Raw genomic sequence first — 25,807 nt, 5'->3', positions numbered from 1 at the left:
ACCGCCTCATGGATTGCCTCCACTCGCACCTGGCGGAGGTGCGGGTGCGGGTGCGGGTCGAAGGGCGTCGTAGGCGTGCCGGCCCCGTCCTGCGACCAGCTGCATCGCCTGATCGATCGGGATGTGGGCGATGTTGTGGTCGCGATCGACCCAGGCATAAGTGGTGAGCCTCGCTCGCTGGGCGGCCTCGAACCGGGTCAGGTCGTCCTCCGGCGAGGTCTGGAGCTCGGGCGAGGGAAACCGGCTTTCTGCGCGGGGCGTGAATGCGCCCGGCGCCTCGCTATTCAGGAACAGCAGAATTCCCGCAATCGCGGCGCCCACGAAGAGCAAGAAGCTGCCGACGATGGCGAGAACGGCGCGGTTGTCTATGCCGGCCGTTTCTGGCAGCGCGCGGCTGCCCATCTCCTCATTCGGCATGGCGCACCTCTGCGAATGGGGTGCCCTGCCCAAAGAGTACCGAAGCAACGGTCAAGGTGAGGAGGGCGCCGAGAGCGGTGAGTGCAACATGAACTTGCGCGGAAAATGCCGGCACCAGGAGCCAAGCGAAGTGCATGACAGTGCCGAGGAACAGCAACAAGCCGACGATGCGCAAGCCTGCAGGGCTGCGGCGCACGTCCTCCAACAGCAACATCGCAAACGGAAGCACGGCTCCGGTGACGAATGCCACGAGCAGAATGTTGGTCCATACGTCCGTGCTGCGCCTCAGGAACCACTCGGCCTTGTGAGGTAGATCGCCGTACCAGGCCACCACATATGTCATGTATTCGAGGTAGACGACGCCCAGCAGCGTTGCGATCAAAAGGCTGCCGATATCGCTCAGCGCTTTGCCATCGACGTTCGACGTTGCAAGCACGGCGACAACGGCCAGCGCGGCGAGCAGCTGCTGTATTGCAATCATGAAGGCGAAGGCGGTGGAAACGTAATGCGGTTCGACGGAGAGGAACCAATCGACCGCAACCATGCTGATGGTAAGCCCGAAGAACGCAAGTCCGAGCGCGGCCAGTAGCCGTCCACCTCGTTTAAGACCGAAAGTCACTCCGAGCACGGACCATCCGATCAATGCGATCACGGCACGCAGGACAAACCACGGCTGGCTGAGGTACCAGCGCGCAATGTCGGGCTTGATCTGGCTGGCATCCGCGGCCCAGGGGTAGATGTCAGTCAGTCCGGCGAGAACGGGGATGAAGGCGATGGCGACGAGGGGCACCATAAGTGCGAGGGGTCGCAGCACCGGTCCGGCCGCAAAGCCCCAGCGGCCGCCGGTCAAGCGATGAATCAGCAGCAGCGTCATGCTGCCGATGGGGGCGCAGCTCCAGATCGCAAATCCAAAGAGCCAGCCCTGGAGCAGGCTCGGATAGGGGCCGAGTCTCCCGGCCGCGAGCACGAGGCCAGAGGCGAGCAAGATCACCACGAGGCCCGCTGCAATTCGCGGCGTCCAAATTGCTCTGAGGGCAGGGCGGCGGAGCACGGCGGTCACGGCAGCTTGCTCCTCAGCTCCGGGACGTCGGCGACGTCGGCGTGTTGCGACTGCTGCAGCGCGCGGATATAGGCGATGATCGCCCAGCGGTCGCGCGGCTCGACGCGCGCAGCGTAGGAATACATCACGCCGTAGCCATGAGTGATCACGTCGAAGAAGTGTTGAGCATCGGCCGAGCGGAGGCGCGCGGAATGGTAGGACGGGGGTGCGGGAAAGCCACGCTGCACGATCATGCCGTCGCCGTGGCCGGAGAACCCGTGACACGGGGAGCAATAGATATCGTAGCGCTCGCGGCCGCGGGCCAGCAGCGCCATGTCGACCGCGGGCGGCTTGGTGATCTGCTGCAAACGGTCGAGATCGCCCTGTGCAACGACCCCTTCCGGTAAGGTCTGGGCTTCGGTGCCATCCTTGAACAGCGCAGCCTTCGAGAACGTGCCGTAGCGATTCTGCTGAGACATGGAATGATCGCCACAGCCGGTGAGCGCCGATGATAGCAACAGCAGCCATGGCAGCGCGCGGGCGGTCATGGCGTGCGCAGCTCCGTGATCGCGACGGCGCCGGCGTCGCGGAGGACCGTCCTCAGCTCGTTCGGGTCGCCGTCAGAAGCGGCCAGCAGGAAGTAGCGATCCTGCGTTGCGCGTTCGAAGCCCGGAATCTCGAACATTGCATCGTGGAGACGAGGCAGGCGGCACGACCAAAAAAAGGTGATGGCGCCGGCGAGCGCGGCCGCGAGGACACCGACCTCAAACGGCACCAGCAGGAACACCTGCCAGGAGTTCAGTGGCCGGCCGCCGCTGTTGATGGGATAGTCGATCACCGCGCTGTACCATTGCAGCACGAAGGCGAATGCCGCAGCTCCGAGGCCGCCGGCGAGCATCACAACGCGAATTGCGGATCGGCCCTCAACAAGCTGTTCGGCAAGCCCTTCGATCGGATACGGCGCGAATGCTTCGAGTGCGGCGTGTCCCGCCGTACGCACGCGCTGCAGGGCCGCCTTCAGCGCTTCACCGTCGAGGAATTCGCCCACAAGCTTTGCCGTCATGCCGCGGCCTCCTGATGAGCGAGCTTGCGCACGTCGAACATTGAAATGCTCGGAACCAGCCTCACGAAGATAAGGAACAGGAAGGCAAAAAAACCGAGCGGCGCGACAAGAAAGCTCCAGTCCCAGAACGTGAAGTGAAACGTGCGCCACAGGGACGGCATGTAACCGTGCGAAAGCGTGTTCCAGATGATGAGGATACGCTCCAGCCACATTCCGATGTTGATCGCAATCGCGATCGGAATCAGGATGAGCAGCGATCGCCGTGCGAATGGCCACCAGAGTAACTGCGGGATCAGGCAATTGCAGGCCAGCAACGCCCAGAACAGCGGCGCGTACGTTCCAGTGAACTCGAAGCGAACCACCTCACGGTCGGTATGCTCACCGCCGTACCAGCCCATGAACCATTCCGTCGCATAGGAATAGAACATGACGATCGAGGCCATCAGCAGGATGCGGGCTATGACGTCGAAATGGCGGCGGGTGATGATCGCCTGAAGGCTGAGGCCCCAGCGGATCGCGGCGGCCAGCACCACGACCATCGCGAATCCGGAATACATTGCCCCGACCACGAAATAGGGTGGGAAGATGCTCTCCTGCCAACCGGGCATCAGGCTCGCCGCGAAGTCGAGACCGACGATCGAGTGCACCGAGCAGACCAGAGGCACGCCGAGGGCGGCCATCGTGGTATGCAGTGTCTGCAGGCGCGACCACTCGCGCGACGAGCCGCGCCATCCCAGCGCGAAGGCGCCGTAGAGCAGCTGGCCGGCACGGTAGGGCATGCGGTCGCGCATGGTCGCTAGATCAGGGATCAGGCTGACATACCAGAACAGAATAGAGAACAGCAGATAGCTGACGATGGCCCAGAAGTCCCACACCAGGGGGCTGCGCCATTGCGGCCAAAGCGCCATGGTGTTCGGATATGGCGCGAGCCAATAGGCGTAGATCGGCCGACCGAGGTGAACGATCGGCATCAGCCCGGCGATGGCAACCGCAAACAGCGTCATGGCTTCCGCGAAGCGGTTGATCGAGGCGCGCCATCTTTGCCGGGTCAATAGCAGCATCGCCGAAATCAATGTGCCGGCATTGCCGATTCCGATCCACCAGACGTAGTTGGCGATCGCGACTCCCCAGACAATGGTGGAGTTGATGCCCCAGATGCCGATGCCCTCATAGAACAGCCACGCGATTGCAACGAACAGCCAGAGCACGAACGGCAGGGTGATAAGCAGGGCCAGCCACCATGTTTTGCCGAACCCGGTGAAGAGCGGATCTGCCACGGCCTGGGTAACTGCGGCGTCTCCTGCCCGCGCGGCCGAGATCCAGCGGTGCGCCGGGGGATGCTGGGGAAGGAGAACTTCGCTCATGTCCGCCCCTCCGGCTCCGAAGGTGCGGGATTGCGCACATCGGCAAGATAGGTGGTGCGCGGCCGCGTGCCGAGGTGGCCGAGCAAGGCATAGTGGCGCGGGTCGGCTTTCCTGTGGTTGATCTCTGCGTCAGCCTGGTTCAGGTCTCCGAAGCTGATGGCGCGGGTCGGGCACGCGTTCTGACACGCCGTCTGCACCTCGTGTGGACCGAGCGGCCGGTTCTCGCGTTCCGAGGCGCGACGTGCGCCGCTGATGCGCTGGACACAGTAGGTGCATTTTTCCATGACGCCGCGGGCGCGTACGGTCACCTCCGGGTTCTTCTGGCCGCGATAGGATTCCGCGCCGAGATTGCCGTATTCCTCGCCGTCGGCATAACCGAAGAAGTTGAAGCGACGAACCTTGTAAGGGCAGTTCGCCTCGCAGAAGCGGGTGCCGATGCAGCGATTATAGACCTGCGCGTTGAGGCCCTCACTGTCGTGAACGGATGCGGCGACAGGACAGACAGGCTCGCACGGGGCGTGCTCGCAATGCATGCAGGGTACGGGTTGAAAGCCGATCTGCGGACTGTTCGCCGAGCTATGATCGTAGCCATCGACGCGCATCCAGTGCATATCGCGCCCCATCGCAACCTGCTCGGGACCCACCACAGGGACGTTGTTCTCGGCTTGGCAGGAGACCACGCAGGCATTGCAGCCGATGCAGACCGAGGTATCGATTACCATCGCCCAGGCGTGCCCGTCGCCGGGCTTCGCGCTGGGCGGCATCAGGCTGGATGGATCCGGGTGGACTGGCCCTGGCAGCGGCTGGCCGAGCCGATACAGCGGATAGAGTTCGCGCACGTCTTCCGGCGACCGGACGATGTTCTGAGTCGTAAGGACCGGCTCGCGGCGCCCCGTCGGCTGGATCGAGACCTGCGGAAGGTGCCATCGGTTCCCGGATGTCCGGAGTGTATAGGCGTTGGCACCGACGCCATTGCCGATCGCGCCGGCCTTCTGCCGCCCCCCGCCGAGCGTGAGCGCGCCGACGCCCATGGCCATCCCGGGTTCAGTCAGAACGGGTACCTCGATCGATCGGCCGTTCGCGGCGATCGTGACGACGTCGCCGGACGTGAGACCGAGGCGGGTTGCCTCATCCGGATGCAGCGCGAGCGCATTGCCCCAGACCTGCTTGCTGAGCGGTTTCGGACACTCCTGGAGCCAGGCGTTATTGGCGTATGAGCCATCCCAGAGGCAAGGATCAGGACGCAGAACCAGGCTGATCTCGTCATCACGCAGATCGTGAGGTTCGGCGTCCGCGAGCGCCAGTAGAAGCGGAGCAGCCGTCGAAGCAGCAGTGGCGCCGCTTCCCGCAATGATCCCTTCGTGCAGCACGCGCTGCCACCATCCCTCGAAATCCGCAGCGGCCGCGCTCCGCCAGGTCTGCCGCACCAATTCGTAAGCGCGCGCGTCATCTGCGCCGTTCAGCCAGGCGAGAAGCTCGTGCTCGCTGAAGCTCTCGTAGAGGGGATTGATCAGGGGCTGGGAGATGCTTGCCGTCCCGTCGCCGGCCCGCAGATCCGACCACGTTTCGAGCCGATGACTTTGCGGGACATGCCAGTTGGCGATAGCCGCGGTTTCGTCCGCGTACTCGCCCATATGAAGGCGAAAGGCCGCTTTCTGTGCGCGGGCCCCGAAGTGCAAATCGGATGGTGCGTCATAACCGGGATTGACGCCGATCATGACGAGCTGACGCACGCGGCCGGAGTCCAGATCACCAGCGAGCTGTTCAAGCGTTCCCGCCTGCTTGCCGGACGGCGTACGATCAATGGGATCGATGAGCCGAACGGACGCATTGAGCTGGGCATTGATCCAATGCACCAATGCGTGAACTTCCCGGGACATTGCCGGGCCCGCGATAACGAGCGCCTCACCCTTGTGCGAGTTCAAGTCGGCGGTGATCTTCCGAAGGAGCAGACGCTCGCGCTCGGCAAGTTCGGTGACGCTTGCACTCGCGCCGAGCTCCCGCGCGAGGCTCGCTGCAAACCGCTCGATCGCCTCGGGACGAAGCGCCAGACGCTCGTCCGCCTTTGCTCCCGTGAGAGTGAGTGCGCTCTCAAGACAATAGAGACGCGAAAAGGCATTCGCGTCGCCGCGGCCGGTTGCGTAACCACGGCCAATGCGTATTTGATCGGGGCCATGCCCGAGCGGATCGGCATCGAGCGCGACGATCACCCGGGCCTTTGCGAAATCGGCAATGCTGCGCACAGGCTGGCCATAAGCGAGCTGCGCACCTTGGTGCGCGTTGTCGTCGTCCGTTGGATCGTACGCGTGCCACGATGCGGCCGGGAACGCCTGAAGCAGAGCATCGATCTGGCGCAGCAAAGTCGGGGAGGTGGTGCGCCCGGTCAACAAGCGCAGGCCTTTACCCTGGCTGCTGCGGGCCTCGGAGAGTTCGGTCACCAGCGCTCGGTTCAACGCTTCGCGCGGCGCTATCGCGGCATTGTGCAGGATCGTGCGCGAGCGGTCGGGATCGTAAAGCGAAAGAACGGCTGCTTCAGCGAAAACGTCGGTGGCACCCAGGCTGCCCGGATGACGCGGGTTGCCTTCCACTTTGATCGGCCTGCCGTCAATTGAAGTCACGACCACGCCGCGACCGATCCCCGCCAATGCGAGCGTCGTCGCAAATTTCAGCGGTTCGCCGGGGACGATCCGCTCGGGCATCCTGACATAGGGCAGGATCTGCTCGTCCGGCTTGCTGCAGGCCGCTAGTCCACCCGCCATGCCGGTTGCCAGCAAGCTGAGGGCCTGACGGCGATTGAGCTTGCTACGTCCGGCAGGACTTGGCCGCGTCGGCAATTCCTTCAGCGGTGGCATATCGTGCAGTCCGTCAAATGACCCGTGTTGATGCGATAGCCTGCGGCAAGCTTGGGCCCGATCTCGGCCTGATTCTTGGGCGCCTGCCAGTTCGGATCGAAAACCGCTTCGCGTGGACGCAGGAAACGTTCAGGAGAGCGGTGGCAATCGAGGCACCATTGCATCGTCAGCGGCGCGGCCTGGCGCATCAGCCGCATCCGTCCGACGTCGCCATGACAGGTCGTGCATCCGACGCCTTTCGCGACGTGGACGGAATGATCGAAATAGACGTAGTCGGGAAGCCGGTGGACGCGTTCCCAGGCAATCGGCTGGTTCTTGGCAAGACTCTCGCGCACCGGCGCCAGCATTTGCGCGTTGGTCCATATCTGCGAATGGCAGGTCATGCAGGTCTCGGTCGGCGGGATGCCGGCAAAGCGCGCCGTCTCCACCGAGGTGTGGCAATAGCGGCAGTCCAGGCCGAGACCGGAAACGTGATGCTCGTGACTGAACGGCACCGGCTGATTTCGCGTGATGTTCTGGTTGGTCACGTAAGGGGATCGCATCACCTCATAGGACAACCCAACTGCAAGCACCGGCGCTGCTCCAATTGCCGCGATCATCACCGTCGCAATCGTGTTCGCGCCGGGGCGGAAAACCTGCATTCATCGGCCCCCTTCCGCGCCATCGCTCACGCGCGGATTCGGACCGGCACCGATTTAGCGGCCGGCGTCTTCGAATGGATGTCGTGGTGCGAGAGCGGGATCAGGGGGTTCATTTCCGGGTAGTAGGCCCCGACGCAGCCATCCGGCAGTTTGAACGGGGTCACCTTAAGAGGACCCACCTCGCGCAGGATGCCATCCTCCGCGTCGCTGACGAGGGAAACCATTTGGCCCTCCTGAAGTCCGGCGCGTGCGATTTCATCGGGATTCATCAGCAATACGTCCCGTGTGCCCTCAATGCCTCGCATCCGATCGCTGTAGCCGTAGATCGTCGTATTGAACTGGTCGTTGCTGCGCATGGTCAGCAGCCGGAAGCGGCCGGGCGCATCGGAAAAGCCGGTCGAGGTGAGGGTTTCGGGCGCTGTAAACTCTGCCTTGCCGCTCTCGGTCTTCCAAATCCGTTCGCGGGCTGAATTGCCACGATAGAACCCGCCCGGCGTGAACATCCGCGCATTGAAGTCGTGGAATTCGTCCGGATAGGTCTCGGCGATCTCGTTACGGATGAGATCGTAGTTGCCGACCCATTCATCCCATTTCAGTTTGGGATTGGGGGGCAGGGTTGCTTTGGCCAGACCTGCGACGATCGCCACCTCGGATCTCAAGTGCTCGCTGGCGGGCTTGCGCAACCCGATCGAGCCCTGGATGCAGCTGAACGTATCCTCCATGGTAACCGCCTGCTGGCCGCTTGCCTGTACATCTTCTTCGGTTCGACCAAGGCACGGCAGCAGATAGGCGGCCTTGCCGTGCACCAGGTGGCTGCGGTTGAGCTTGGTGGCAATCTGGACCGTCAGCTCCAGCCCTCGCCAGGCCGCTTCCATCTTCGATCGCTCCGGAATGGCGCGGACAAAATTTCCGCCGAGGCCGACGAACGCTTTGACCTTGGCGGCGAGAACGCCCTCGCATGTCTCAACGGTGTTCATGCCCTTCTCGCGCGGCGGTTCGAACCCGAACTGCTTGGCGTATTTATCGAGCGGAACCAGTTCGGGCTTTTCCGAGATGCCCACGGTGCGCTGACCCTGGACATTCGAGTGTCCACGCACGGGCGAGATGCCGGTGCCGTCTCTCCCGATGTTTCCCTTTAGAAGCAGCATGTTGACGAGCATCGCCACGTTTTGGAAGCCGTGTACGTGCTGGGTCAGGCCCATGCCGTAGATCCCGATCACGCGATCAGCCTCGACGTAGACCTGCGCGGCGCCCTCGATAACCGAACGGCTCAGACCGGATGCGATCTCGATCTCGTCCCAGGACGTCGCCCGGACCCTGGCTTCGAACTCTTCGAAGCCATGTGTGTGCTGCTCGACGAAGGGAGCGTCGATCACACGTTTGCCCTGCTGCTTGGCCGCGTCGTCGGCCGCGAAGACGTGCTTGCAGATTCCCACAATGACCGCGATGTCGCCCCCCACCTTCACTTGATGGTACTGGCTGCTGATTTGTGTGGCCTTGCCCGTCAGCATCTCTGTCGGATTCTGCGGATTGATGAAGACTTCGAGACCCTTTTCGCGGACGGGGTTGAACGTAATGATCTGGACGCCGCGCTTGGCAGCGTCCTGTAGGGGATGAAGGAAGCGTGGACTGTTCGACCCGGTATTTTGCCCGAAGAAGAACATCGCATCGCAGTTGCTGAGGTCGTCGAAGACCACGGTCCCAACGCCCGCCCCGATCAGCTTCTTGAGAGCGACTGAGGTCGTTTCGTGGCACATGTTGGAGCTGTCTGGCAGGTTGTTGTTGCCATAAACCCGCGCGAACAGGGCATAGAGGTAGGAGGTCTCGAGGCTTGCGCGGCCCGATGAATAGAATACGACCGATTTCGGATCGAGCGCCCTCAATTGCGATCCGATGGCATGAAATGCCTCGTCCCAGGAGCAGGGAACGTACTTATCAGTGGTACTGTCGTAACGCAGTGGATGTGTCAGGCGCCCCTGCTGCTCGAGGTCATAATCGCTCCATGACAGCAACTCGGTCACGGTATGCTCGGCAAAGAAGTCCGGCGTACAGCGGCGCGACGTCAGCTCCCAAAGGGTCGCCTTGGCGCCGTTCTCGCAGAATTCGAAGGCATGATAATCCGCAGGTTTGGCCCATGAGCAGGAAACGCACATGAAGCCTTTCGGCTTGTTCTGCCGACGGAGGGTGTTCAAGGCCGCGGGCGAATCCCACTCCTTGCCGAAGATCCGCGCTATTCCTTTCAGGGACCCCCATCCGCCAGCTGGGCCGTCGTATTCAACCGTGTCTGGAGTGTGGTCACCAGCTTCGTTGGGTCGCGCCATGATCTTGCTTCTCTTCGGGAACCGGCCAGCCTGTGCATCGGCAACGTATGTTCCCCGCGCGGGTTCCTGAGCAGCGGCTTCTCGGCGGGACGGCGGCTTGAGCGGCAAGCGCGTGAAAAAACTCAGCACCTGCAAGACCATCGACGGACGGGCGACACACGCATTCTCCGCTCAGGAAATCTGTGCGCGGTGCCGTACCAAGGGAATGGTTTTGATCGCGCGATGTTGAACAGCGGGAGCGGGGCCCGACAATGGATGATGGCCAGGGAACGCGGCCCGATGGCTGAGGTTGCCAGAAGCCAACCTCGGAGCGGGATATGCAGGATCGTTGTACGCGCGACAAACCAGAGCTGGTGTGGCGCGGGCGTAGCCCGATTCCATCCTCTCGCAAGGTCGCAGAGGAACGGCCGATAGCGCTCACGTACAACGGCTCGACTTACGCGGTGATGATGGCCTCTCCCGTTGACCTCGTGGATTTCGGCGTAGGCTTCAGCTTGAGCGAGGGCATTGTGGAGCATGGTGGGGACATCATCAGCATCGAAGTCGTCGAGCTCGAGCTCGGTTGCGAAGTGCGGATCTGGCTAGACGATTCCTATGGTGACCTCCTCGCCAACAGGCGGAGGGCGATGGTCGGGCCGGTCGGCTGCGGCCTGTGCGGAATTGAAAGCCTAGAACAGGCTTGCCCGCGGCCGACGCGCGTGGTCAGCGAGGGCGGGTTTCGCCCCTTCGACCTTCTGGAGGCGATGCGCTCCTTGCGACCGCTCCAACATCATAACCAGGCGACGGGCGCGATGCACGCTGCGGCCTTCTGGGACGGCCATGACATCCGATTGGTAAGGGAGGATGTCGGACGCCACAATGCACTGGACAAACTCGCTGGTGCGGCGGCCAGAGCCGGCCTCGAAACGTCCCGGGGGGCTGTCCTCATAACCAGTCGGGTCTCCGTCGAACTGGTCCAGAAGACGGCCCGAATGGGCGTGCCGTTGCTCATCGCCGTGTCCGCGCCGACTTCGCTGGCGATCGAGACCGCTGAGCGTGCCGGCGTAACGCTCGTCGGGGTCGCGCGCGATGATGGCTACGAAATATTTAGCCACGCAGGCCGACTTAGCTTTGGAGAGGAAGAGTTGGAGTCCGCCGCGCTGGCCGGCTCTGAATTGCTTTCCGCGAGACCTTAAGAACCAGCTCCGTCCCAAAGAACGTCGTATGCCTTCGTCCGGTCTCGTACCGACATCGCATCGCTCCAACTCCTTGGGTCGGAACGTCTGAAGCCCTCCGGCGCTGTGGTGGTATTCCGTCCAACAAAACCGAAGGAGACAGCGATGAAGACCACGCTCTTGGCGGCCCTGTTGCTCGCCGCAACGGTTTCCGGTCCGGCGCTCGCGCAAAGTGGCACTAACTCCACGAGTACCTCGCAGTCTGCCGCAACCTCGGCCCAGACTACGGCAGCACAGAAAATTCAGGATGATCTTAAGAAGGCAGGCTTCACCGACATCAAAGTCGTGGCCGAATCCTTCGTTGTTCAGGCCAAGACGAAGGATGGCAACCCCATGGTGATGACCATCGGTCCTCATGGCATGTCGGTGTTTGAAGCGATGAACACGACCACGACTGGATCTGGCTCGGCAAACAAATCTCAGGGCACCACCGGCTCCAGTCCGTCGAACGATGGCGCTAACTCAAAATAGGTTCCCGCACCCGCGCCGAACATTGCGGTTCACCAGAACGAGCCCGCGATGTTCGTCAGGTGGTGCGAGCATCGATGAGCAAAGCTGATGCGTACGCGAGCGTACGAACATCCAGGGCACGATCAGGCAAGCTCCGAAACGTTCTGATTGTCTGATCGTTGCTCCAGCGCAGCGCGCGAAAGGCCATGAGAAAATCCAATGAACGTCAGCGAATTTGTTTGGCATCGGCTCTCGGAATGGGGTTTGAGCCGGGTGTATGGGTACCCGGGTGACGGCGTCGGAGGACTAGATGTCGCCCTCGAACGCGCGAAAGACAAGATCGAGTACGTGCAGGTCCGGCACGAAGAGATGGCGGCCTTCATGGCTTCCGCTCACGCGAAGTTCACGGGGCAGGTGGGCTTTTGCTATGCGACCTCTGGGCCTGGCGCAATTCACCTTCTCAACGGACTGTACGACGCCAAGATGGACCACGTTCCGGTGGTTGCGCTCGTCGGCCAGCAGGCAAGGAGTGCAATCGGGGCGAGCTATCAGCAGGAAGTCGATCTGCAAGTCCTGTTTCAGGACGTCGCCGAATACGTCGCGCAGGCAAGCGTCCCCGAGCAAGTACGTCACCTGATCGATCGGGCCGTACGCATTGCAGACAACAAGCGCGCCGTCACCTGCGTGATCCTGCCCAAGGACGTGCAAGAGTTGGACTACCAGGACCCGCCTCTCGCACATGGTGCGACCCACACCGGCATCGGCTATGCCGAGCCGGCGAAGCAGCCGCGAGACGATCTGGTACGCGCGGCCGCCGAGATCCTGAACAACGGTAGTAAGGTTGCCATGCTGGTTGGCGCGGGGGCACTGGATGCCACCGATGAAGTCATTGCGGTGGCCGAGCGCCTCCAGGCCGGGGTGGCCAAAGCCCTGCTTGGAAAGGCAGTCCTGCCGGACGATCTCCCCTTTGTGACGGGTTCCATCGGATTGCTCGGCACAAAGCCCAGCTGGGACCTCATGAAGAACTGCGACACCTTCCTGATGGTCGGCTCGGCGTTTCCTTACAGCGAGTTCCTGCCGAAGCCCGGATCGGCGCGCGGCGTTCAGATCGATATCGACGGCGCCCGGTTGGGCCTGCGCTATCCGATGGAGATCAACATCGTTGGAGATAGCTCTAAAGCCTTACAGGCACTGCTGCCACACCTTCAGCAGAAGCAAAACTCGTCGTGGCGACGGGCCATAGAGGAAGGCGTGCAAGAATGGTGGCGCACGCTCGAGAAGCGCGCCATGGATTCAGCGGAGCCCCTCAATCCGCAACGTGTATTCTGGGAACTCTCGCCCCGTCTGCCTGAGAACGCGATCATAACCGCGGATTCGGGGTCGGTCGCAAATTGGTATGCCCGCGATCTGAAAATGCGCCGGGGAATGAAGGCGTCGCTTTCCGGAGGTCTGGCTTCTCTCGGTGCGGGGACACCTTACGCCATGGCCGGCAAGATGGCTTATCCAGACCGGACAGTGATCGCGTGCATGGGCGACGGCGCCATGCAAATGAACGGACTTAACGTCCTGATCACGATCTCGAAATACTGGCAGACATGGTCAAATCCACACCTGATCGTCCTTGTTCTCAACAACCGCGATCTCAATCAAGTCACGTGGGAGGAGCGGATTCAGCTCGGGGCAGGAAAGACGCTATCGACCCAGAGTATTCCGGACTTTCCGTATCACCGCTACGCCGAGCTGATCGGCCTCAAAGGCATCTTTGTCGACGATCCGGAACGCGTCGGTGCCGCCTGGGATGAAGCGCTGTCGGCGGATCGTCCCGTCGTGCTCGAGGCGTACACGGATCCAAACGTGCCGCCCCTGCCGCCCCACATCACCCTGAAGGATGCCAAGAACTTCATAAGAATGATTCCTTCCGAACCGGAGCTTGGCAGCGTTCTGAAGAACAGCGCCAAGGAGCTGCTGACGACCGTCCTACCCGGGAAGGAATGATGGCCGATCTCTCCATCGATGCTGTAAAAGCGCGCACCTTCCAAGTTCCAACCGATAGGCCCGAGGCGGACGGGACCATGAGTTGGAATTCCACGACTCTCGTCGTGGTCGAAATCGCCGCCGGCGCCAAGTCAGGGATCGGCTACACGTATTCCGATCGCAGCATTGCCGCGCTGATCGCAGGCAAGCTCGCGTCGATCGTCCGTGGCAAGGATGCCTTGGCACCTCAGGCCGTCTGGAGGGCGATGCAGCGCGCGGTCCGCAACCTGGGTCGCGACGGTCTGGCTGCAAATGCGATCTCTGCCGTCGATTTAGCTCTCTACGATCTGAAGGCGCGGCTCCTGGATGTGCCGTTGGTTCAATTGCTCGGAAGCTACCGTACGACTGTCCCGATCTATGGAAGCGGAGGCTTCACGACTTACTCTGACGGCGAGCTGGCCCGGCAGCTCGGCAGCTGGGTTGCCGACGAAGGGTGCAAGGACGTCAAGATGAAAGTGGGCTCCGAGCCGGACCTCGATCCGCACCGCGTGCAGGTCGCATGCCGCGCGATTGGCGAGCGCGCCAATCTCTTCGTCGATGCAAACGGCGCCTACTCGGTGCAGCAGGCGCTTCAGCTTGCGGATGCATTCGGGCAGCACGGCGTCAAATGGATCGAGGAGCCGGTGTCATCCGACGATCTCAAAGGTCTGCGCGCGGTTCGCGCCCGTGCCCCGGCAGGCATGGAAGTCGCTGCAGGCGAGTATGCCTATACGACCGACTATGTGCGCGAGATGCTCGAATCCGGCGCCGTGGACGTGCAGCAAGCGGATATTACACGGTGTGGCGGCGTGACGGGTTTCCTGCAGATAGCCTCGCTTTGCGAGGCGCACCACATCGACCTGTCAGGTCATTGCGCACCCGCTCTGCATCTTCACGCCGCTTGCGCGGCGCCGCGGCTGCGGCACCTGGAATGGTTTCACGACCACGTTCGCATCGAGCACATGCTCTTCGAGGGCGCGCCGACGCCACGTGATGGGGCGATCGAGCCCGACCTGGCGCGACCAGGGAATGGTTTGATATTCAAGGAAGCGGACGCTGCACGCTATGCGATCTAACCGAGCCGAAATTGAGAGAGCGCGCCGTGTCCCCCACGTCGCGGGAAGCAAAGCAGAGCGCGCACGGGTGCAATCGTCGTTAACTCGTCCGGCCTCGCGTCTGAGATGGGGCGAGACAGAGACCGTCATGGCGGCGCGGCGGTTGAATCGAGCGGCGGGTACGCTGGCTGCATCGGTGCTTGCAGACAGTGCCGTTGAGCATTACCGGGGGTCGTTCAAGAACAAGGCGATGTTCACCCCGCTCGTCGTTGCCGGGCTGACACTGGCCATGAGCCTGCACGGCACGGCTGACATGCGTCCGGCCGCGCATAGAGCACGCGATACATCGTATCTGTTGGCAGCTGCCACTGGCCTGCTTGGAACCGGCTTTCACATCTACAACGTGAGGAAGAAGGTGGGCGGGTTTAGCTGGCAAAATGTCTTCTACGGGGCCCCCCTCGGAGCTCCCATGGCTATTCTGCTTTCCGGGCTGTTGGGCTTCTGCTCGGAACGGGTGCGCGCCAATGGACGTCAACGACCTCACCGGGTGTTCAACCTTCCTGCGGGCGAGACGGTCGCTACCGTAACTGCGCTGGGCCTGCTCGGCACCACGGGAGAAGCAGGTCTGCTCCATTTTCGCGGTGCCTTTCACAACCCCTTCATGGCCGTTCCCGTCACTATCCCGCCCATCGGGGCCGGTTTGCTCGCCGGTGCCGTGTTAAACGGCGGAGGGCGGACGCGCGGCCTCGCGCGATGGTGGATGCGATTGCTTGCCGCAATGGGTTTTATCGGCGTTGGCTTCCACGCGTATGGAATCTCACGAAACATGGGAGGCTGGCGCAACTGGAGCCAGAACATTCTCAATGGACCGCCCTTGCCGGCGCCCCCCAGTTTTTTAGGCCTTGCACTGGCGGGGCTCGCGGCGCTCGAACTGATGAGAGAGGCGCGGGATGCTTGACAGGAAGGCGGAGCGCCGCGCTGGGGACCCTTACCCTGGCTACGACGTCCTTGCGAAATGGCGGAGCCCGTCCTGGAATGACAAGACCCGGCAGGTGGTGGCAGCTCGCCTGAGGGTAGCTGACGAGCCGCGCTTTTTCACCAGGGAAGAATTCGAAACCCTCGCCGCTGTCGCCGACCGCGTCGTACCGCAACCTTCATCAAGATCGCCGATTCCCGTTGCTGCGCTGCTTGACCGAAAGCTCGACGATGGTGTCATGGACGGTTATCGGACCGCCGGTCTGCCACGCGACGACGAAGCTTGGCGAACCGGGCTGAAAGCTCTCGATGCGGAGGCGCGGGCCCGCTATGTGAATCGCTTCACGGAAATCGATGACCCCGAGCAAGACTCTTTGCTGCGCTTCTGCGAAGCTGGGGAGTTGAAATCACCCGAATGGGCGGGCATGCCGTCGAGAACCTTTTTCAAGCACCGACTTCTGCGCGACATCGTTCTGGCGTATTACGCACACCCGATCTCCTGGAGCGAGATTGGCTGGGGCGGACCGGCCAGTCCGCGCGGCTACGTGCGCCTCGATTTCAACGATCGGGATCCGTGGGAGGCGGCCGAAGCAAAGCCGGGTCGCGAGGCTGACGCTCTGAGGGTCAATCGCAATGTCCGATGATCCCCGGCACACTCCCCGCGCACGCCACGGTCGCGCGCCCGACGTCTTCCGGCCCGGCGGCTGGGTGAGCATGAAAGGATATGCCGACCACGAAACGGTCGACTTCGTGATCGTCGGGACGGGCGCCGGCGGTGCGACACTCGCCTGCAAACTGGCCGAATACGGCTTCTCGGTGGTTGCCCTGGATGCCGGACCCTACTTTCGCCCTTTGGAGGATTTCGCCTCCGACGAGTCCGAGCAAACCAAGCTTTATTGGACCGATGATCGTATCGTCGATGGCGACAATCCCCTGCAGCTCGGAAGCAATAACAGCGGCAAGGCCGTTGGGGGCTCGACGGTGCATTTCGCAATGGTGTCGCTTCGGTTCCGGCCGGAATGGTTCAAAGCAAGGACCAAACTCGGATACGGTGCGGACTGGCCCATCGATTGGCGCGAGATGTGGGCTTACTATACGGAGGTCGAGCAGGCCCTCAAAATATCCGGACCTGTCAGCTATCCTTGGGGGCCGCCGCGTCCGCGCTATCCCTATCGCGCCCATCCGCTCAACGCTGCAGCCCGCGCGCTCGCGCGCGGCTGTGAAGCCCTCGGTATTGCCTGGACGGAAACACCGCTTGCAACCCTCTCTGCGCCGCGTGGTCTCGCGCATCCCTGCGTCTATCGCGGCTTCTGCGTGACCGGTTGCTCGACCAATGCTAAGCAAAGTGCCCTTGTGACCTGGATTCCGCGCGCTCTGTCTGCCGGCGCCGAGATTCGCGATCTCGCCATGGTCGGCCGGATCGAGACCGACGCGGATGGCCTCGCCGCCGGTGTCCATTATCACCGTCAAAACAAGTGGCACTTCCAAAAGGCACGCAACGTGGTGGTGGCTGGCTATGCGATCGAAACGCCGAGGCTCTTGCTGAATTCGGCAAACAACAAGTTTCCTAACGGCCTGGCAAACAGTACCGGACTTGTTGGCAAGAACCTCATGGCACAGGCAAACCAGGCCGTGTGGGGCGAGATGGACGAAGAAGTTCGCTCGTACAAGGGACCTCCGTCCCTGGCAATCACCGAGCACTGGAATTACGAGGACGAAGGGAAGGACTTCTTTGGCGGTTACGCCTACATGAGCCAAGGCCCTTTGCCGCAGCTCTGGGCCAACACACAGGCAACGGCGCACGGTCTGTGGGGAGCACGGCTGGTCGAGGAGATGAAGCGCTACAATCACGTTGTCGGCTTGAAAATCGTGGGCGAGATGCTGCCCCAAGAAAACAACCGCGTCACTCTGGCGGACGAACTAGATCAGTACGGGCTCAGAATTCCGCGCGTGACCTATTCCTGGTGCGACAATGACAAGCGCCTGATCAATCATTCGATCGCCTTCATGAGCCGAGCTCTGGGCGCAATTGGCACCAGAAACATTTGGGTCCAGGAAGACGACACCTGTCACCTCAATGGAACGGCCCGGATGGGCGATCGACCGGACAGCAGCGTTGTCAACGCAGATTGCCGCAGCTGGGACATCCCCAATCTGTGGATCTGCGATGGCTCCGTTTTTCCCACCGTGGGCGGCGCGAATCCTTCCCTCACGATCCAGGCAATTGCATGCCGCACGGCAGACCGAATCCGTACCCTGTCCCGACTGGGAGAGATCAGATTGAACTAGGAGGATGAGGATGAGGCACAAGCTTCTCAATGACGGCCCGCAGCGAACTTTTGCGGTCGTCCTCGACAGCGGCGATGAGGCGATGGAAAGCCTCAAGTCGTTTGCGGCAGAGCAGCGGCTTTCTGCAGCGCAAGTGACCGGCATCGGAGCATTCAGCGGTCTGATGCTGAAATACTTCGATTGGGAAAGTAAATCTTACCTCGAGAACCGTGTGGACGAACAGGTAGAAGTTGCCTCGCTTGTCGGTGATGTCGCGGTTTCGCCTTCGGGCGAACCGTCCGTGCACATTCATCTTGTCGTCGGCCGGCGCGACGGTACGGCTCTCGCCGGCCATCTGGGATCGGGCTGGGTGCGTCCCACCCTCGAGGTGATCGTAACCGAAAGCCCCACGCATCTTCAGAAGGAGCGCGACCCTGTGACCGGGCTGGCGTTGATCAAGCTGGAGCGATGACAATGCAGAGTATCGGACGCACGCTGTGGGCCATCCCAGAAGGCTATATCCCAAGCGACAGCGTAAGCGATGCGCATGATCTCGTGTCTCACGAAGCTGCTTGCTTTCTGAACGTTGGCGAGAAAGATGCCGACGTTCAGATCACTCTGTTTTTTGAGAACAGAGATCCGGTCGGCCCCTACCGGGTGAAGGTGCCAGCTCGGCGGACGTTGCATCTGCGCTTCAACGACTTGACGGATCCGGCGCCCGTCCCACGCGACACGAGCTACGCCTCCCTGATTGAAGCGAGTGCGCCGCTCATCGTCCAGCATACCAGACTGGAGTCGCGCCAACCCGGGATGGCGCTACTCTCGACCATTGCCTACCCGGCCGTGCCGCAATGAAGAGGTGTACCAATGCGAAGCGAAGAGAGCGGGCGTGAGGTACCAGGCCGATCACGCCCAGTCGTCGTGATTACCGGGGCATCGGCCGGGGTTGGACGGGCCATCGCCCATCGTTTCGGCCGCGCCGGTTACGCCATCGGTCTGATCGCCCGAGATGCGGAGGCTCTCGAAGAGGTGCGGCGCGAGATCGAGGGCGTGGGTGGACGGGCTGTCGTGATGCCTCTCGACGTTGCGGATGCCAGCGCTGTCTTCGCGGCCGCAGATCGTATTGCGTCGACGCTCGGTCCGATCGATATATGGATCAATGATGCTATGGTGACGGTGTTTTCGCCGGTCTGGCGCATGACGCCGGATGAATTTCGCCGCGTCACCGATGTCACCTATCTCGGGTTCGTGCACGGCACGATGGCGGCTCTGGGCCACATGCGGCCCGCCAATAGGGGCACGATCATCCAGATCGGATCGGCGCTGGCCTATCGTGGGATCCCGCTGCAGTCGGCCTATTGCGGTGCCAAGCACGCCATTCGCGGCTTCACCGATTCGCTCCGGAGCGAGCTAAGGCACGAGCAGAGCAGGATCAACCTCGTGATGCTTCAGCTGCCGGCGGTGAATACACCGCAGTTCGATTGGGCAAGGGCGCATATGTCTCATTCCCCCCGGCCGGTGGCGCCCGTGGTTGAGCCCGAGGTGATCGCGAATGTCGTATATGATGCGGCTCAAACGCCCGCCAGGGAGTATTGGATCGGTTTCAGCACTCTCAAGGTGATTTTCGGCAACATGATCCTGCCAGGGCTGCTGGACCGCTATCTCGCCCAAACCTGTATCAGCGGTCAACAGACGGATCGCCCAATAGACGGAAGCCGGCCGGACAATCTCGACCGGCCGCTGCATGGTCTCCATCGTATGAGGGGCAGCTTCGATTCGGAAGCGACCAACAGAGCGTTCGTCGGGTCTGCGAGCATGCTGCGACTTGCTCCATTGGCGGCGCTGCTGGGGACGGTTGCACTGGCTCTGACTGCACAGAGGCGCGCCTCTCGCAGGCGTGAACGCAATGTGCGGTTTGGATGAGTGCTTCCCGTGGCGGTGAAGCTCATCGAGGACTACGGCCTGATCGGAGACGGCCAGACGGCGGCCCTTGTTCACCGTGACGGCTCGATCGATTGGCTGTGTTGGCCGCGCTTCGATTCGGATGCGTGCTTTGCGGCGCTACTCGGTACGAGCTCACACGGATGGTGGAAGCTCGCACCGGTCGATGCCATCACTTCATCCAGCCGTCGGTATCGAGACGATACCCTCGTCCTGGAGACGGATTTCGTGCTGACAACGGGCCATGTCCGGCTGATTGATTTCATGCCGGTTGAGAACGACGCCTCTGCCGTAATCCGGATTGTTCGGGGCCTTGCCGGGATGGTCAGCTTGCGCAGCGAGCTGGATCTTCGCTTCGACTACGGGTCGTTGAGACCTGCCCTGGAAATCGGTCATGATCGAGCCGTGGCGTTCGTGGGTCCCGATCTTGTCGTTCTACACGCGCCGACGCGGGTTTCGCAGCGGGGCACGTGCATCGTTTCGGAAGTGGAGGTGAGTGAAGGCGAAGAGATCGCGTTCTGTCTGCGATATGGCAGCGCAACTGCGGCACCACCTCCGCCGATTGCGGCGGACGCAGCGCTGCGATCGACAGAAGAATATTGGCGCAGCTGGATCGCGAAGTTCACGATCAAAACGCGATGGCCCGAGGCCGTCAGGCGCTCGCTCCTGACCCTTAAGGCGATGATCTATCGCTCTACAGGCGGCATCATTGCCGCTCCGACTACCTCGCTTCCAGAGGCGCCCGCCGAGGACCTGAACTGGGATTACCGCTATTGCTGGTTGCGTGATGCGGCGTTTACGATAACCGCTCTGCTCGACGCGGGGTATCACGAGGAAGCCAAGGCATTCCGCGACTGGCTTCTCCGGGCCGCTGGTGGCGAACCCGAGAAGATCAGGATCATGTACCGGGTGGACGGCTCGCGGCGGTTGGAGGAGTGGACCGCATCCTGGCTACCCGGTTATAGAGGAGCGAGGCCGGTCCGAATTGGCAACGCCGCCGCCGCCCAACGGCAGCTCGACGTCTACGGCGAACTGCTGGATGCGGTGGCTGCGGCGGCGAAGGCAGGCATTGCCCCGACCGACCGTGAAGGCAATCTGGTTGCGGCCGTGATCGCTCACGTCGAGCGGGTCTGGAACGAGCCCGACCACGGTCTGTGGGAATCGAGAGGGAATCCGCAGCACTACACCTATTCCAAAGTCTCTGCATGGGCCGCGGTGGATCGGTTCGTCCGCCGTGGGGATCTCTACCAATCGGCAGACGGCGGCTTTGTTAGGCGAATGAATGGACTTCGGGACCGGATGCATCGCGAAATATGCGAGAAGGCGTTCGACTCTGAACGACAGGCGTTCGTGGAGTATTACGGATCTGACGGAGTGGATCCGAGTTTGCTCAATCTTCCGCTTGTGGGTTTTTTACCAATCACGGACCGTCGCATCGACAAGACCATCGCGACGATCGAGCGCGAGCTCGTACATGAGGGCTACGTCCACCGCAGGACGTCGGATGGGATTCGTGAGGGAGCATTCCTCACATGCAGCGGATGGCTTGCGGAATGTCAGCTTATGCAAGGCAGGCGGGTGGAAGCGGAGCGCACCCTTGAGCACCTCTTGCGGGCGCGAAACGAACTGGGACTTCTGGCCGAGGAGTTCAGCGTTCGTAATCGACGCCTTGCCGGCAACTTCCCGCAGGGATTAAGCCATTTGGCATTGGTCCGAGCAGCCCTTCGGTTCGAGCAGAAGGCCTCAAACCGGGGTGATGGACACGGACAATAGTTGTAATCCTGAAAAAGGAACCGCCGATGACCCGATGCGTATTCTTCGCAGACCTGTGGACGGTTCCGATCGATCCCGGGGTGCGGGGAGCACAGCAATGCAGGACGGTCAGGCGACAGGCCTAGTTCCGACATCGACTGCACCTGAAGGCCGCGTTCGCCCCTTGGCAGCACGTAACAAGCTGCTGCGCTGCATCCCAGAAATGGAGCTGACAGTGCTCCGGTCGATCGGGATGGACGTCGAACTCAAGCCGCGTCAGGTCCTTCACCATTGGCGCTTGCCGATGGAATATGTCTACTTTCTTGGCAGCGGTCTGGTATCGGTCTCGGCGAAGGTCGATGACGGGCGCTTCGTCGAGGCTTGGCTGGTTGGCTCCGAGGGAATGATCGGCGCCCCCTGCGTTTTGGCGCCGGAGGATCCGATGCCGCCGCACCGTCGGGTCGTTCAGGTGGGCGGAACGGCACTGCGAATTCCGACGCCGGCCTTTCTCGCCGCGCTTGACGATCTTGGGGCCCTTCGTGGAGTGATCCTCTCCTACATCAATCTTGTCTTGTTTCAAACGTCACAGGTGGGAGCCTGCAACTCGCTCCATTCCGTCAAGCAGCGACTTGCCCGCTGGCTTCTGGTCGCGGCAAACGCAATGGACTCTGGAGAACTGTCGATCACGCATGCTGTTTTAGCTCAATTACTCGGGATTCGTCGGGCCAGTGTCAGCGAATGTCTCGAGACGTTCGAACAGGCCGGCATCATCCGCAACACCCGAGCAGCGATAGCTCTGGTCGACCGGGCTCGACTGGAGCATTTTGCCTGTTCGTGCTCTGGATTGATACAGCGCGAGTATGATAGGCAGATCGGCCGCCGTCTGCGGAGTTGAACATCGAATACGACTTCTGCAGAGAGCTCGCTCGCGATAAAGCTCTTGATCCTGCCCAACTCCAAGGCTCGACTTGAACGAAAGCGATCTTCAGAACGTTTGCTTCTCCGAGCAACGGAGGAGCCATGATTCCAATTTGGCTTAGAGATATGGCGCTGGCTAGTCTGGCCGTCGGACTTGTTTGCGCGATCGTAATCGTGATCGACCTGATCCGGCATCCACAGCGCATGTGGATCATGAATGTCGTCTGGCCAGTCAACGGTCTGTTCGGCACCGTACTGACCTTGTGGATGTACTACCAATTTGGGCGGCTTGCAGCGCGTGATGCGGCTGAGATAAATGAGCACTCCGATAGCAAGAAGGGCACTCCTTTCCCTGTCATGGTTGCAAAAGGTGCCATGCACTGCGGAGCCGGATGTACTCTCGGGGACATCATCGCTGAAACCCTTGCGCTTGCGTTTCCGGTGATTGCAATCTGGGCCGGATGGAAAAGCCTCTTTTCAGAGAAGATGTTCGCCATCTGGGTGGTGGATTACCTGTTCGCCTTCGTGCTCGGCGTCGCATTTCAGTACTTCACGATCAAACCGATGCGCGGCTTGTCACCGGGCGCAGGAATCGTTCAGGCCGTGAAGGCAGACACTCTCTCACTGACTGCCTGGCAGATCGGTATGTACGGCTTTATGGCAATCGCGCAGTTCGCGATCTTCAGGAATCTCTTCGGGGTGAGGCTCGAGCCGTCGATGCCAGAGTTTTGGTTCATGATGCAGATTGCGATGATCGCGGGATTTTTCACGAGCTACCCGGTAAACTGGTGGCTTGTAGAGGCAGGCGTCAAGGAACGCATGTAGGGCGCTAAAGGATGAACTCCGCTCGTTCGTCCCTAGCTTTCCTGAAGTTTCCAGTTGCGGATTGTGGCCGACAAGCTCCCGAGGAACCCAGCGGCTTCCGGGGCGTCGTCACAGCGTCTTCAATTCGCCATGAGAGCAGAGGTGGAGTCCTCAAACGCACCTGGGTTCAGGCTTTTCGGTGTCCCTCTGATCGGCGCGACGCCCGAAAACGCACATAAGCTGCTCTTGACGATAGGTCTGGTAGGGTGCGTGCTTGCGCTCGGGTGGGGACTGCGTAAGGTCATCGCGCTCGGGCAAGGACTGGTCAATTGGCACGGAGTCCTGTTTTGGGTACGGCAGGGGATCAATCTCGTGCTTGCTGTGACCCTCGTTTTCGGTGTGCTCTCGATCTGGTTTGATGATCCCGCGCGACTCGCTACGGCCGCTGGCCTTCTATCGGCTGGGCTCGCTTTCGCTTTGCAGAAGGTCATCACAGCAACGGCAGGATACTTCGTGATCCTAAGGGGGAGAACATTCAACCTTGGTGATCGCATCGTAATGGGAGGCGTCCGCGGAGACGTGATCGCGCTGAGTTTCATGCAGACTACCATTCTTGAAATGGGGCAACCCCCACCCGTCCAGTCGGATTCGCCTGCAATGTGGATTAGAAGCCGGCAATATACGGGGCGCATCGTGACTGTGTCGAACAGCAAGGTGTTCGACGAGCCGGTCTACAACTACACCCGCGAATTCCCGTTCATTTGGGATGAGATTAAACTGCCGGTGCGGTACCAGGATGACCGAGCAAAGGTCGAGCGGTTGCTGGTCGATGCCGCGCAGGCACATACCGCAGGTTTCAAGTCGAGGGCGGAAGAGTTCTCCGACGAGATGAAGCGCGTCTATGGGCACACGATGTCGGATTTTGAGCCCTGCGTTTACTGGCGCTTGACCGACAATTGGCTTGAGCTGACGCTTCGCTTTCTCGCTCCCGTGCACGGTGTTCGCGAGCTGAAAGACGCAATCAGCCGGGACATCTTATCGGGCCTGGATGAAGAGGGAATCTCCGTGGCGTCCGCAACTTATGACGTTGTGGGAATGCCAGCTTTGCGGATCTCGGCCGATGCTCGTCTCGGCGCCCCGCCTGCTTCTTAGGTGCGCTTCAGCCAGATCTGCTTAGGAACGCGGCTGTTCAGGTGGCGTTGCGTTCGGAGTGGCGTCGAACAGGCCGGCGAGCGGTCGACGGTCGCGGGACGTCCAGTGGTGGCTCCGCCAACGCGAGAGGCTTGATTCCTCGATGTCCCTAGCGCTCACCGCCGGCTTGTGGGGACTGTTGGGAGCCTCGTCGCTGATCGCAGGTGCTGCAGTAGCCTTTCTGCTGAAGATGCCCCGAACTGTTGCCGCCGGAATCATGTCGTTTGGTTGCGGAGTTCTCATATCGGCCGTGACTTACGATCTGCTGGAGGATGGCTTCGGTGAGGGCGGTATTTGGCCAATCGTGGGGGGCGCACTCGCTGGATCGGTCTCTTACGCTGTCGCCGACTGGATCGTCTCCCAGCAAGGCGGCCATTGCCGTAAACATTCCGGCAACGAGCAGAGAAAGGCGGGCGAAGGAGGTGGCCTCGCCATAGCCATCGGCTCACTACTGGATGGAATTCCCGAAAGTGTTGTCCTCGGCCTCGGGCTACTCAGCGGCCGAGGCGTCAGCATCGCCATGCTCGCCGCAATTTTCCTCTCGAATTTTCCCGAAGGGCTGTCCAGCGCGCTTGGAATGCGATCTGCCGGAAGGTCGGCCGGCTACATTTTCGGATTGTGGAGCGCTATTGCGGTGCTTTCCGGGTTGGCATCAATGGCTGGTGCTGCGTTTCTGGGCGGCGCGCCGCCGGCAGTTGTGGCGACGGTCGACGCGGTTGCAGCGGGCGCACTGCTGACGATGGTCGTCAATACGATGATCCCCGAGGCGGTCGAGGGCGATCGCAAACTCACGGGAGTACTGGTCGTTTTCGGACTCCTGGTGGCCTTTGCGCTTTCAAACGGTTTTGGTCCGCCCGACTGAACTGCCAAAGTGGTGGTGCGGATTAACCATCATGAGGGCCGTTCATCGTCCCTGACGTCGTCGTCCGTGAACAAGGCACTAAGCGATTGAGCAGGAGTCAGTTTTCCGGTTGCGGCGGCATTTGAGATTGCAGGGATTGGGGGCTTGAGGCCCCCAAACCTTGCAATTTTCGTTTGTGGATTCCCTTTCGCTGCGGACCATGATTCTGTGGTGCATCGGAGGGGCCGATGCGACCGAAGAAGCACAGGACGACGGGATCGAACGATCTGTTCCGGGCGCGGCTGGACCAGATCATCAATCTGAAGCACGAGTTGGTTCTGCTTGCCGGCAAGATCGATTGGGACTGGATCGACGGCGAGATCGCGCCGCTCTACAGCGAGAACGGCCGGCCCGGGATCGAGACCCGCTTCATGATCGGGCTGTTGTTGCTCAAGCATATCTACGGGCTGTCCGATGAGGGGGTGTGCGAGCGCTGGGTCCACGACCCTTATTTCCAGTTCTTCACCGGCGAAGAGTTTTTCCAGCACGCTTTCCCGCACGAACGCTCGGACCTGAGCCATTGGCGCAAGCGGCTCGGCGACAAGCTGGAGCTGCTGCTGGCCGAGAGCCTGCGGGTGGCGCACGAAGCCGGCGCCTTACGCAGCCAGGACCTCAAGCGCGTCACGGT

General features: G+C 61.5%; 24 protein-coding genes. 16 read left to right on the top strand and 8 right to left on the bottom strand.

Annotated features, from left to right (window positions below; genetic code table 11):
* Window positions 1-6: 6 nt before the first annotated feature.
* The 8 genes from IVB36_RS14135 to IVB36_RS14100 form a co-directional block, all read right to left on the bottom strand.
* Entirely contained in the window at window positions 7-417 is a 411-nt protein-coding gene (locus IVB36_RS14135) for a hypothetical protein (protein ID WP_247391894.1), read from the bottom strand.
* Window positions 407-1,291: a hypothetical protein gene (locus IVB36_RS14130; protein WP_247391892.1), complete on the bottom strand. Its 885-nt coding sequence runs from the start codon at window positions 1,289-1,291 to the stop codon at window positions 407-409. The genes IVB36_RS14135 and IVB36_RS14130 overlap by 11 nt, the downstream gene beginning before the upstream one ends.
* Window positions 1,292-1,473: 182 nt before the next feature.
* Complete coding sequence (locus IVB36_RS14125; RefSeq protein WP_247391890.1) at window positions 1,474-2,004, bottom strand: cytochrome c; 531 nt, start codon at window positions 2,002-2,004, stop codon at window positions 1,474-1,476.
* Window positions 2,001-2,519: a DUF3341 domain-containing protein gene (locus tag IVB36_RS14120; protein ID WP_247391888.1), complete on the bottom strand. Its 519-nt coding sequence runs from the start codon at window positions 2,517-2,519 to the stop codon at window positions 2,001-2,003. Before IVB36_RS14120 ends, IVB36_RS14125 begins: the two co-directional genes overlap by 4 nt.
* The gene (gene nrfD, locus IVB36_RS14115; protein ID WP_247391886.1) at window positions 2,516-3,883 is read right to left on the bottom strand and encodes an NrfD/PsrC family molybdoenzyme membrane anchor subunit; all 1,368 of its coding nucleotides are present in this window, start codon (window positions 3,881-3,883) and stop codon (window positions 2,516-2,518) included. Before nrfD ends, IVB36_RS14120 begins: the two co-directional genes overlap by 4 nt.
* Window positions 3,880-6,735, bottom strand: a complete 2,856-nt coding sequence (locus tag IVB36_RS14110) for a 4Fe-4S dicluster domain-containing protein (RefSeq protein ID WP_247391885.1) — start codon at window positions 6,733-6,735, stop codon at window positions 3,880-3,882. Before IVB36_RS14110 ends, nrfD begins: the two co-directional genes overlap by 4 nt.
* The gene (locus IVB36_RS14105) at window positions 6,723-7,376 is read right to left on the bottom strand and encodes a cytochrome c3 family protein (protein ID WP_247391882.1); all 654 of its coding nucleotides are present in this window, start codon (window positions 7,374-7,376) and stop codon (window positions 6,723-6,725) included. Before IVB36_RS14105 ends, IVB36_RS14110 begins: the two co-directional genes overlap by 13 nt.
* 26 nt (window positions 7,377-7,402) lie before the next feature.
* Entirely contained in the window at window positions 7,403-9,697 is a 2,295-nt protein-coding gene (locus IVB36_RS14100; RefSeq protein WP_247391878.1) for an FdhF/YdeP family oxidoreductase, read from the bottom strand.
* Between the two features lie 317 nt (window positions 9,698-10,014).
* On the opposite strand from IVB36_RS14100, the gene fdhD reads away from it, so the two are divergent.
* The 16 genes from fdhD to IVB36_RS14020 all read left to right on the top strand — a co-directional run.
* Window positions 10,015-10,872 (top strand): formate dehydrogenase accessory sulfurtransferase FdhD, encoded by an 858-nt coding sequence (gene fdhD, locus IVB36_RS14095; RefSeq protein WP_247391875.1) that lies wholly within the window; start codon window positions 10,015-10,017, stop codon window positions 10,870-10,872.
* Between the two features lie 144 nt (window positions 10,873-11,016).
* Window positions 11,017-11,382 carry a hypothetical protein gene (locus IVB36_RS14090; protein WP_247391873.1) on the top strand — a complete coding sequence of 122 codons (366 nt, stop codon included), beginning with the start codon at window positions 11,017-11,019 and terminating at the stop codon, window positions 11,380-11,382.
* Window positions 11,383-11,580: 198 nt separating this feature from the next.
* Window positions 11,581-13,356, top strand: a complete 1,776-nt coding sequence (locus IVB36_RS14085) for a thiamine pyrophosphate-requiring protein (RefSeq protein ID WP_247391870.1) — start codon at window positions 11,581-11,583, stop codon at window positions 13,354-13,356.
* Complete coding sequence (locus IVB36_RS14080) at window positions 13,353-14,450, top strand: enolase C-terminal domain-like protein (protein ID WP_247391868.1); 1,098 nt, start codon at window positions 13,353-13,355, stop codon at window positions 14,448-14,450. Before IVB36_RS14085 ends, IVB36_RS14080 begins: the two co-directional genes overlap by 4 nt.
* Window positions 14,451-14,577: 127 nt before the next feature.
* A complete protein-coding gene (locus tag IVB36_RS14075) occupies window positions 14,578-15,387 on the top strand; it encodes a hypothetical protein (protein ID WP_247391865.1) in 810 nt (269 codons plus the stop codon).
* Window positions 15,380-16,048, top strand: a complete 669-nt coding sequence (locus IVB36_RS14070) for a gluconate 2-dehydrogenase subunit 3 family protein (RefSeq protein WP_247391862.1) — start codon at window positions 15,380-15,382, stop codon at window positions 16,046-16,048. The genes IVB36_RS14075 and IVB36_RS14070 overlap by 8 nt, the downstream gene beginning before the upstream one ends.
* Window positions 16,038-17,693, top strand: coding sequence for a GMC family oxidoreductase (locus IVB36_RS14065; RefSeq protein WP_247391859.1), 1,656 nt, complete (start codon window positions 16,038-16,040; stop codon window positions 17,691-17,693). Before IVB36_RS14070 ends, IVB36_RS14065 begins: the two co-directional genes overlap by 11 nt.
* Before the next feature lie 10 nt (window positions 17,694-17,703).
* On the top strand, window positions 17,704-18,144 hold the full coding sequence (locus IVB36_RS14060) for a PPC domain-containing DNA-binding protein (RefSeq protein ID WP_247391856.1): 441 nt from the start codon (window positions 17,704-17,706) through the stop codon (window positions 18,142-18,144).
* Window positions 18,141-18,527, top strand: coding sequence for a sensory rhodopsin transducer (locus tag IVB36_RS14055; protein WP_247391854.1), 387 nt, complete (start codon window positions 18,141-18,143; stop codon window positions 18,525-18,527). The genes IVB36_RS14060 and IVB36_RS14055 overlap by 4 nt, the downstream gene beginning before the upstream one ends.
* A gap of 12 nt (window positions 18,528-18,539) precedes the next feature.
* Window positions 18,540-19,595: an SDR family oxidoreductase gene (locus IVB36_RS14050; RefSeq protein ID WP_247391849.1), complete on the top strand. Its 1,056-nt coding sequence runs from the start codon at window positions 18,540-18,542 to the stop codon at window positions 19,593-19,595.
* Between the two features lie 9 nt (window positions 19,596-19,604).
* On the top strand, window positions 19,605-21,386 hold the full coding sequence (locus IVB36_RS14045; RefSeq protein ID WP_247391846.1) for a glycoside hydrolase family 15 protein: 1,782 nt from the start codon (window positions 19,605-19,607) through the stop codon (window positions 21,384-21,386).
* Window positions 21,387-21,483: 97 nt separating this feature from the next.
* Entirely contained in the window at window positions 21,484-22,260 is a 777-nt protein-coding gene (locus IVB36_RS14040) for a Crp/Fnr family transcriptional regulator (RefSeq protein WP_247391842.1), read from the top strand.
* Window positions 22,261-22,385: 125 nt separating this feature from the next.
* Window positions 22,386-23,108: a DUF4396 domain-containing protein gene (locus IVB36_RS14035; protein WP_247391787.1), complete on the top strand. Its 723-nt coding sequence runs from the start codon at window positions 22,386-22,388 to the stop codon at window positions 23,106-23,108.
* A gap of 141 nt (window positions 23,109-23,249) precedes the next feature.
* Window positions 23,250-24,239 (top strand): mechanosensitive ion channel domain-containing protein, encoded by a 990-nt coding sequence (locus IVB36_RS14030; protein WP_247391784.1) that lies wholly within the window; start codon window positions 23,250-23,252, stop codon window positions 24,237-24,239.
* A gap of 142 nt (window positions 24,240-24,381) precedes the next feature.
* Window positions 24,382-25,140, top strand: a complete 759-nt coding sequence (locus IVB36_RS14025; protein ID WP_247391781.1) for a ZIP family zinc transporter — start codon at window positions 24,382-24,384, stop codon at window positions 25,138-25,140.
* Between the two features lie 227 nt (window positions 25,141-25,367).
* On the top strand, window positions 25,368-25,807 hold a 440-nt coding region (locus IVB36_RS14020; protein ID WP_247391779.1), incomplete at its 3' end, for a transposase.

Source organism: Bradyrhizobium sp. 35 (genome assembly GCF_023073215.1).
Taxonomy (GTDB): domain Bacteria; phylum Pseudomonadota; class Alphaproteobacteria; order Rhizobiales; family Xanthobacteraceae; genus Bradyrhizobium; species Bradyrhizobium canariense_D.
This window is presented reverse-complemented; position numbering and strand designations above follow the sequence as displayed.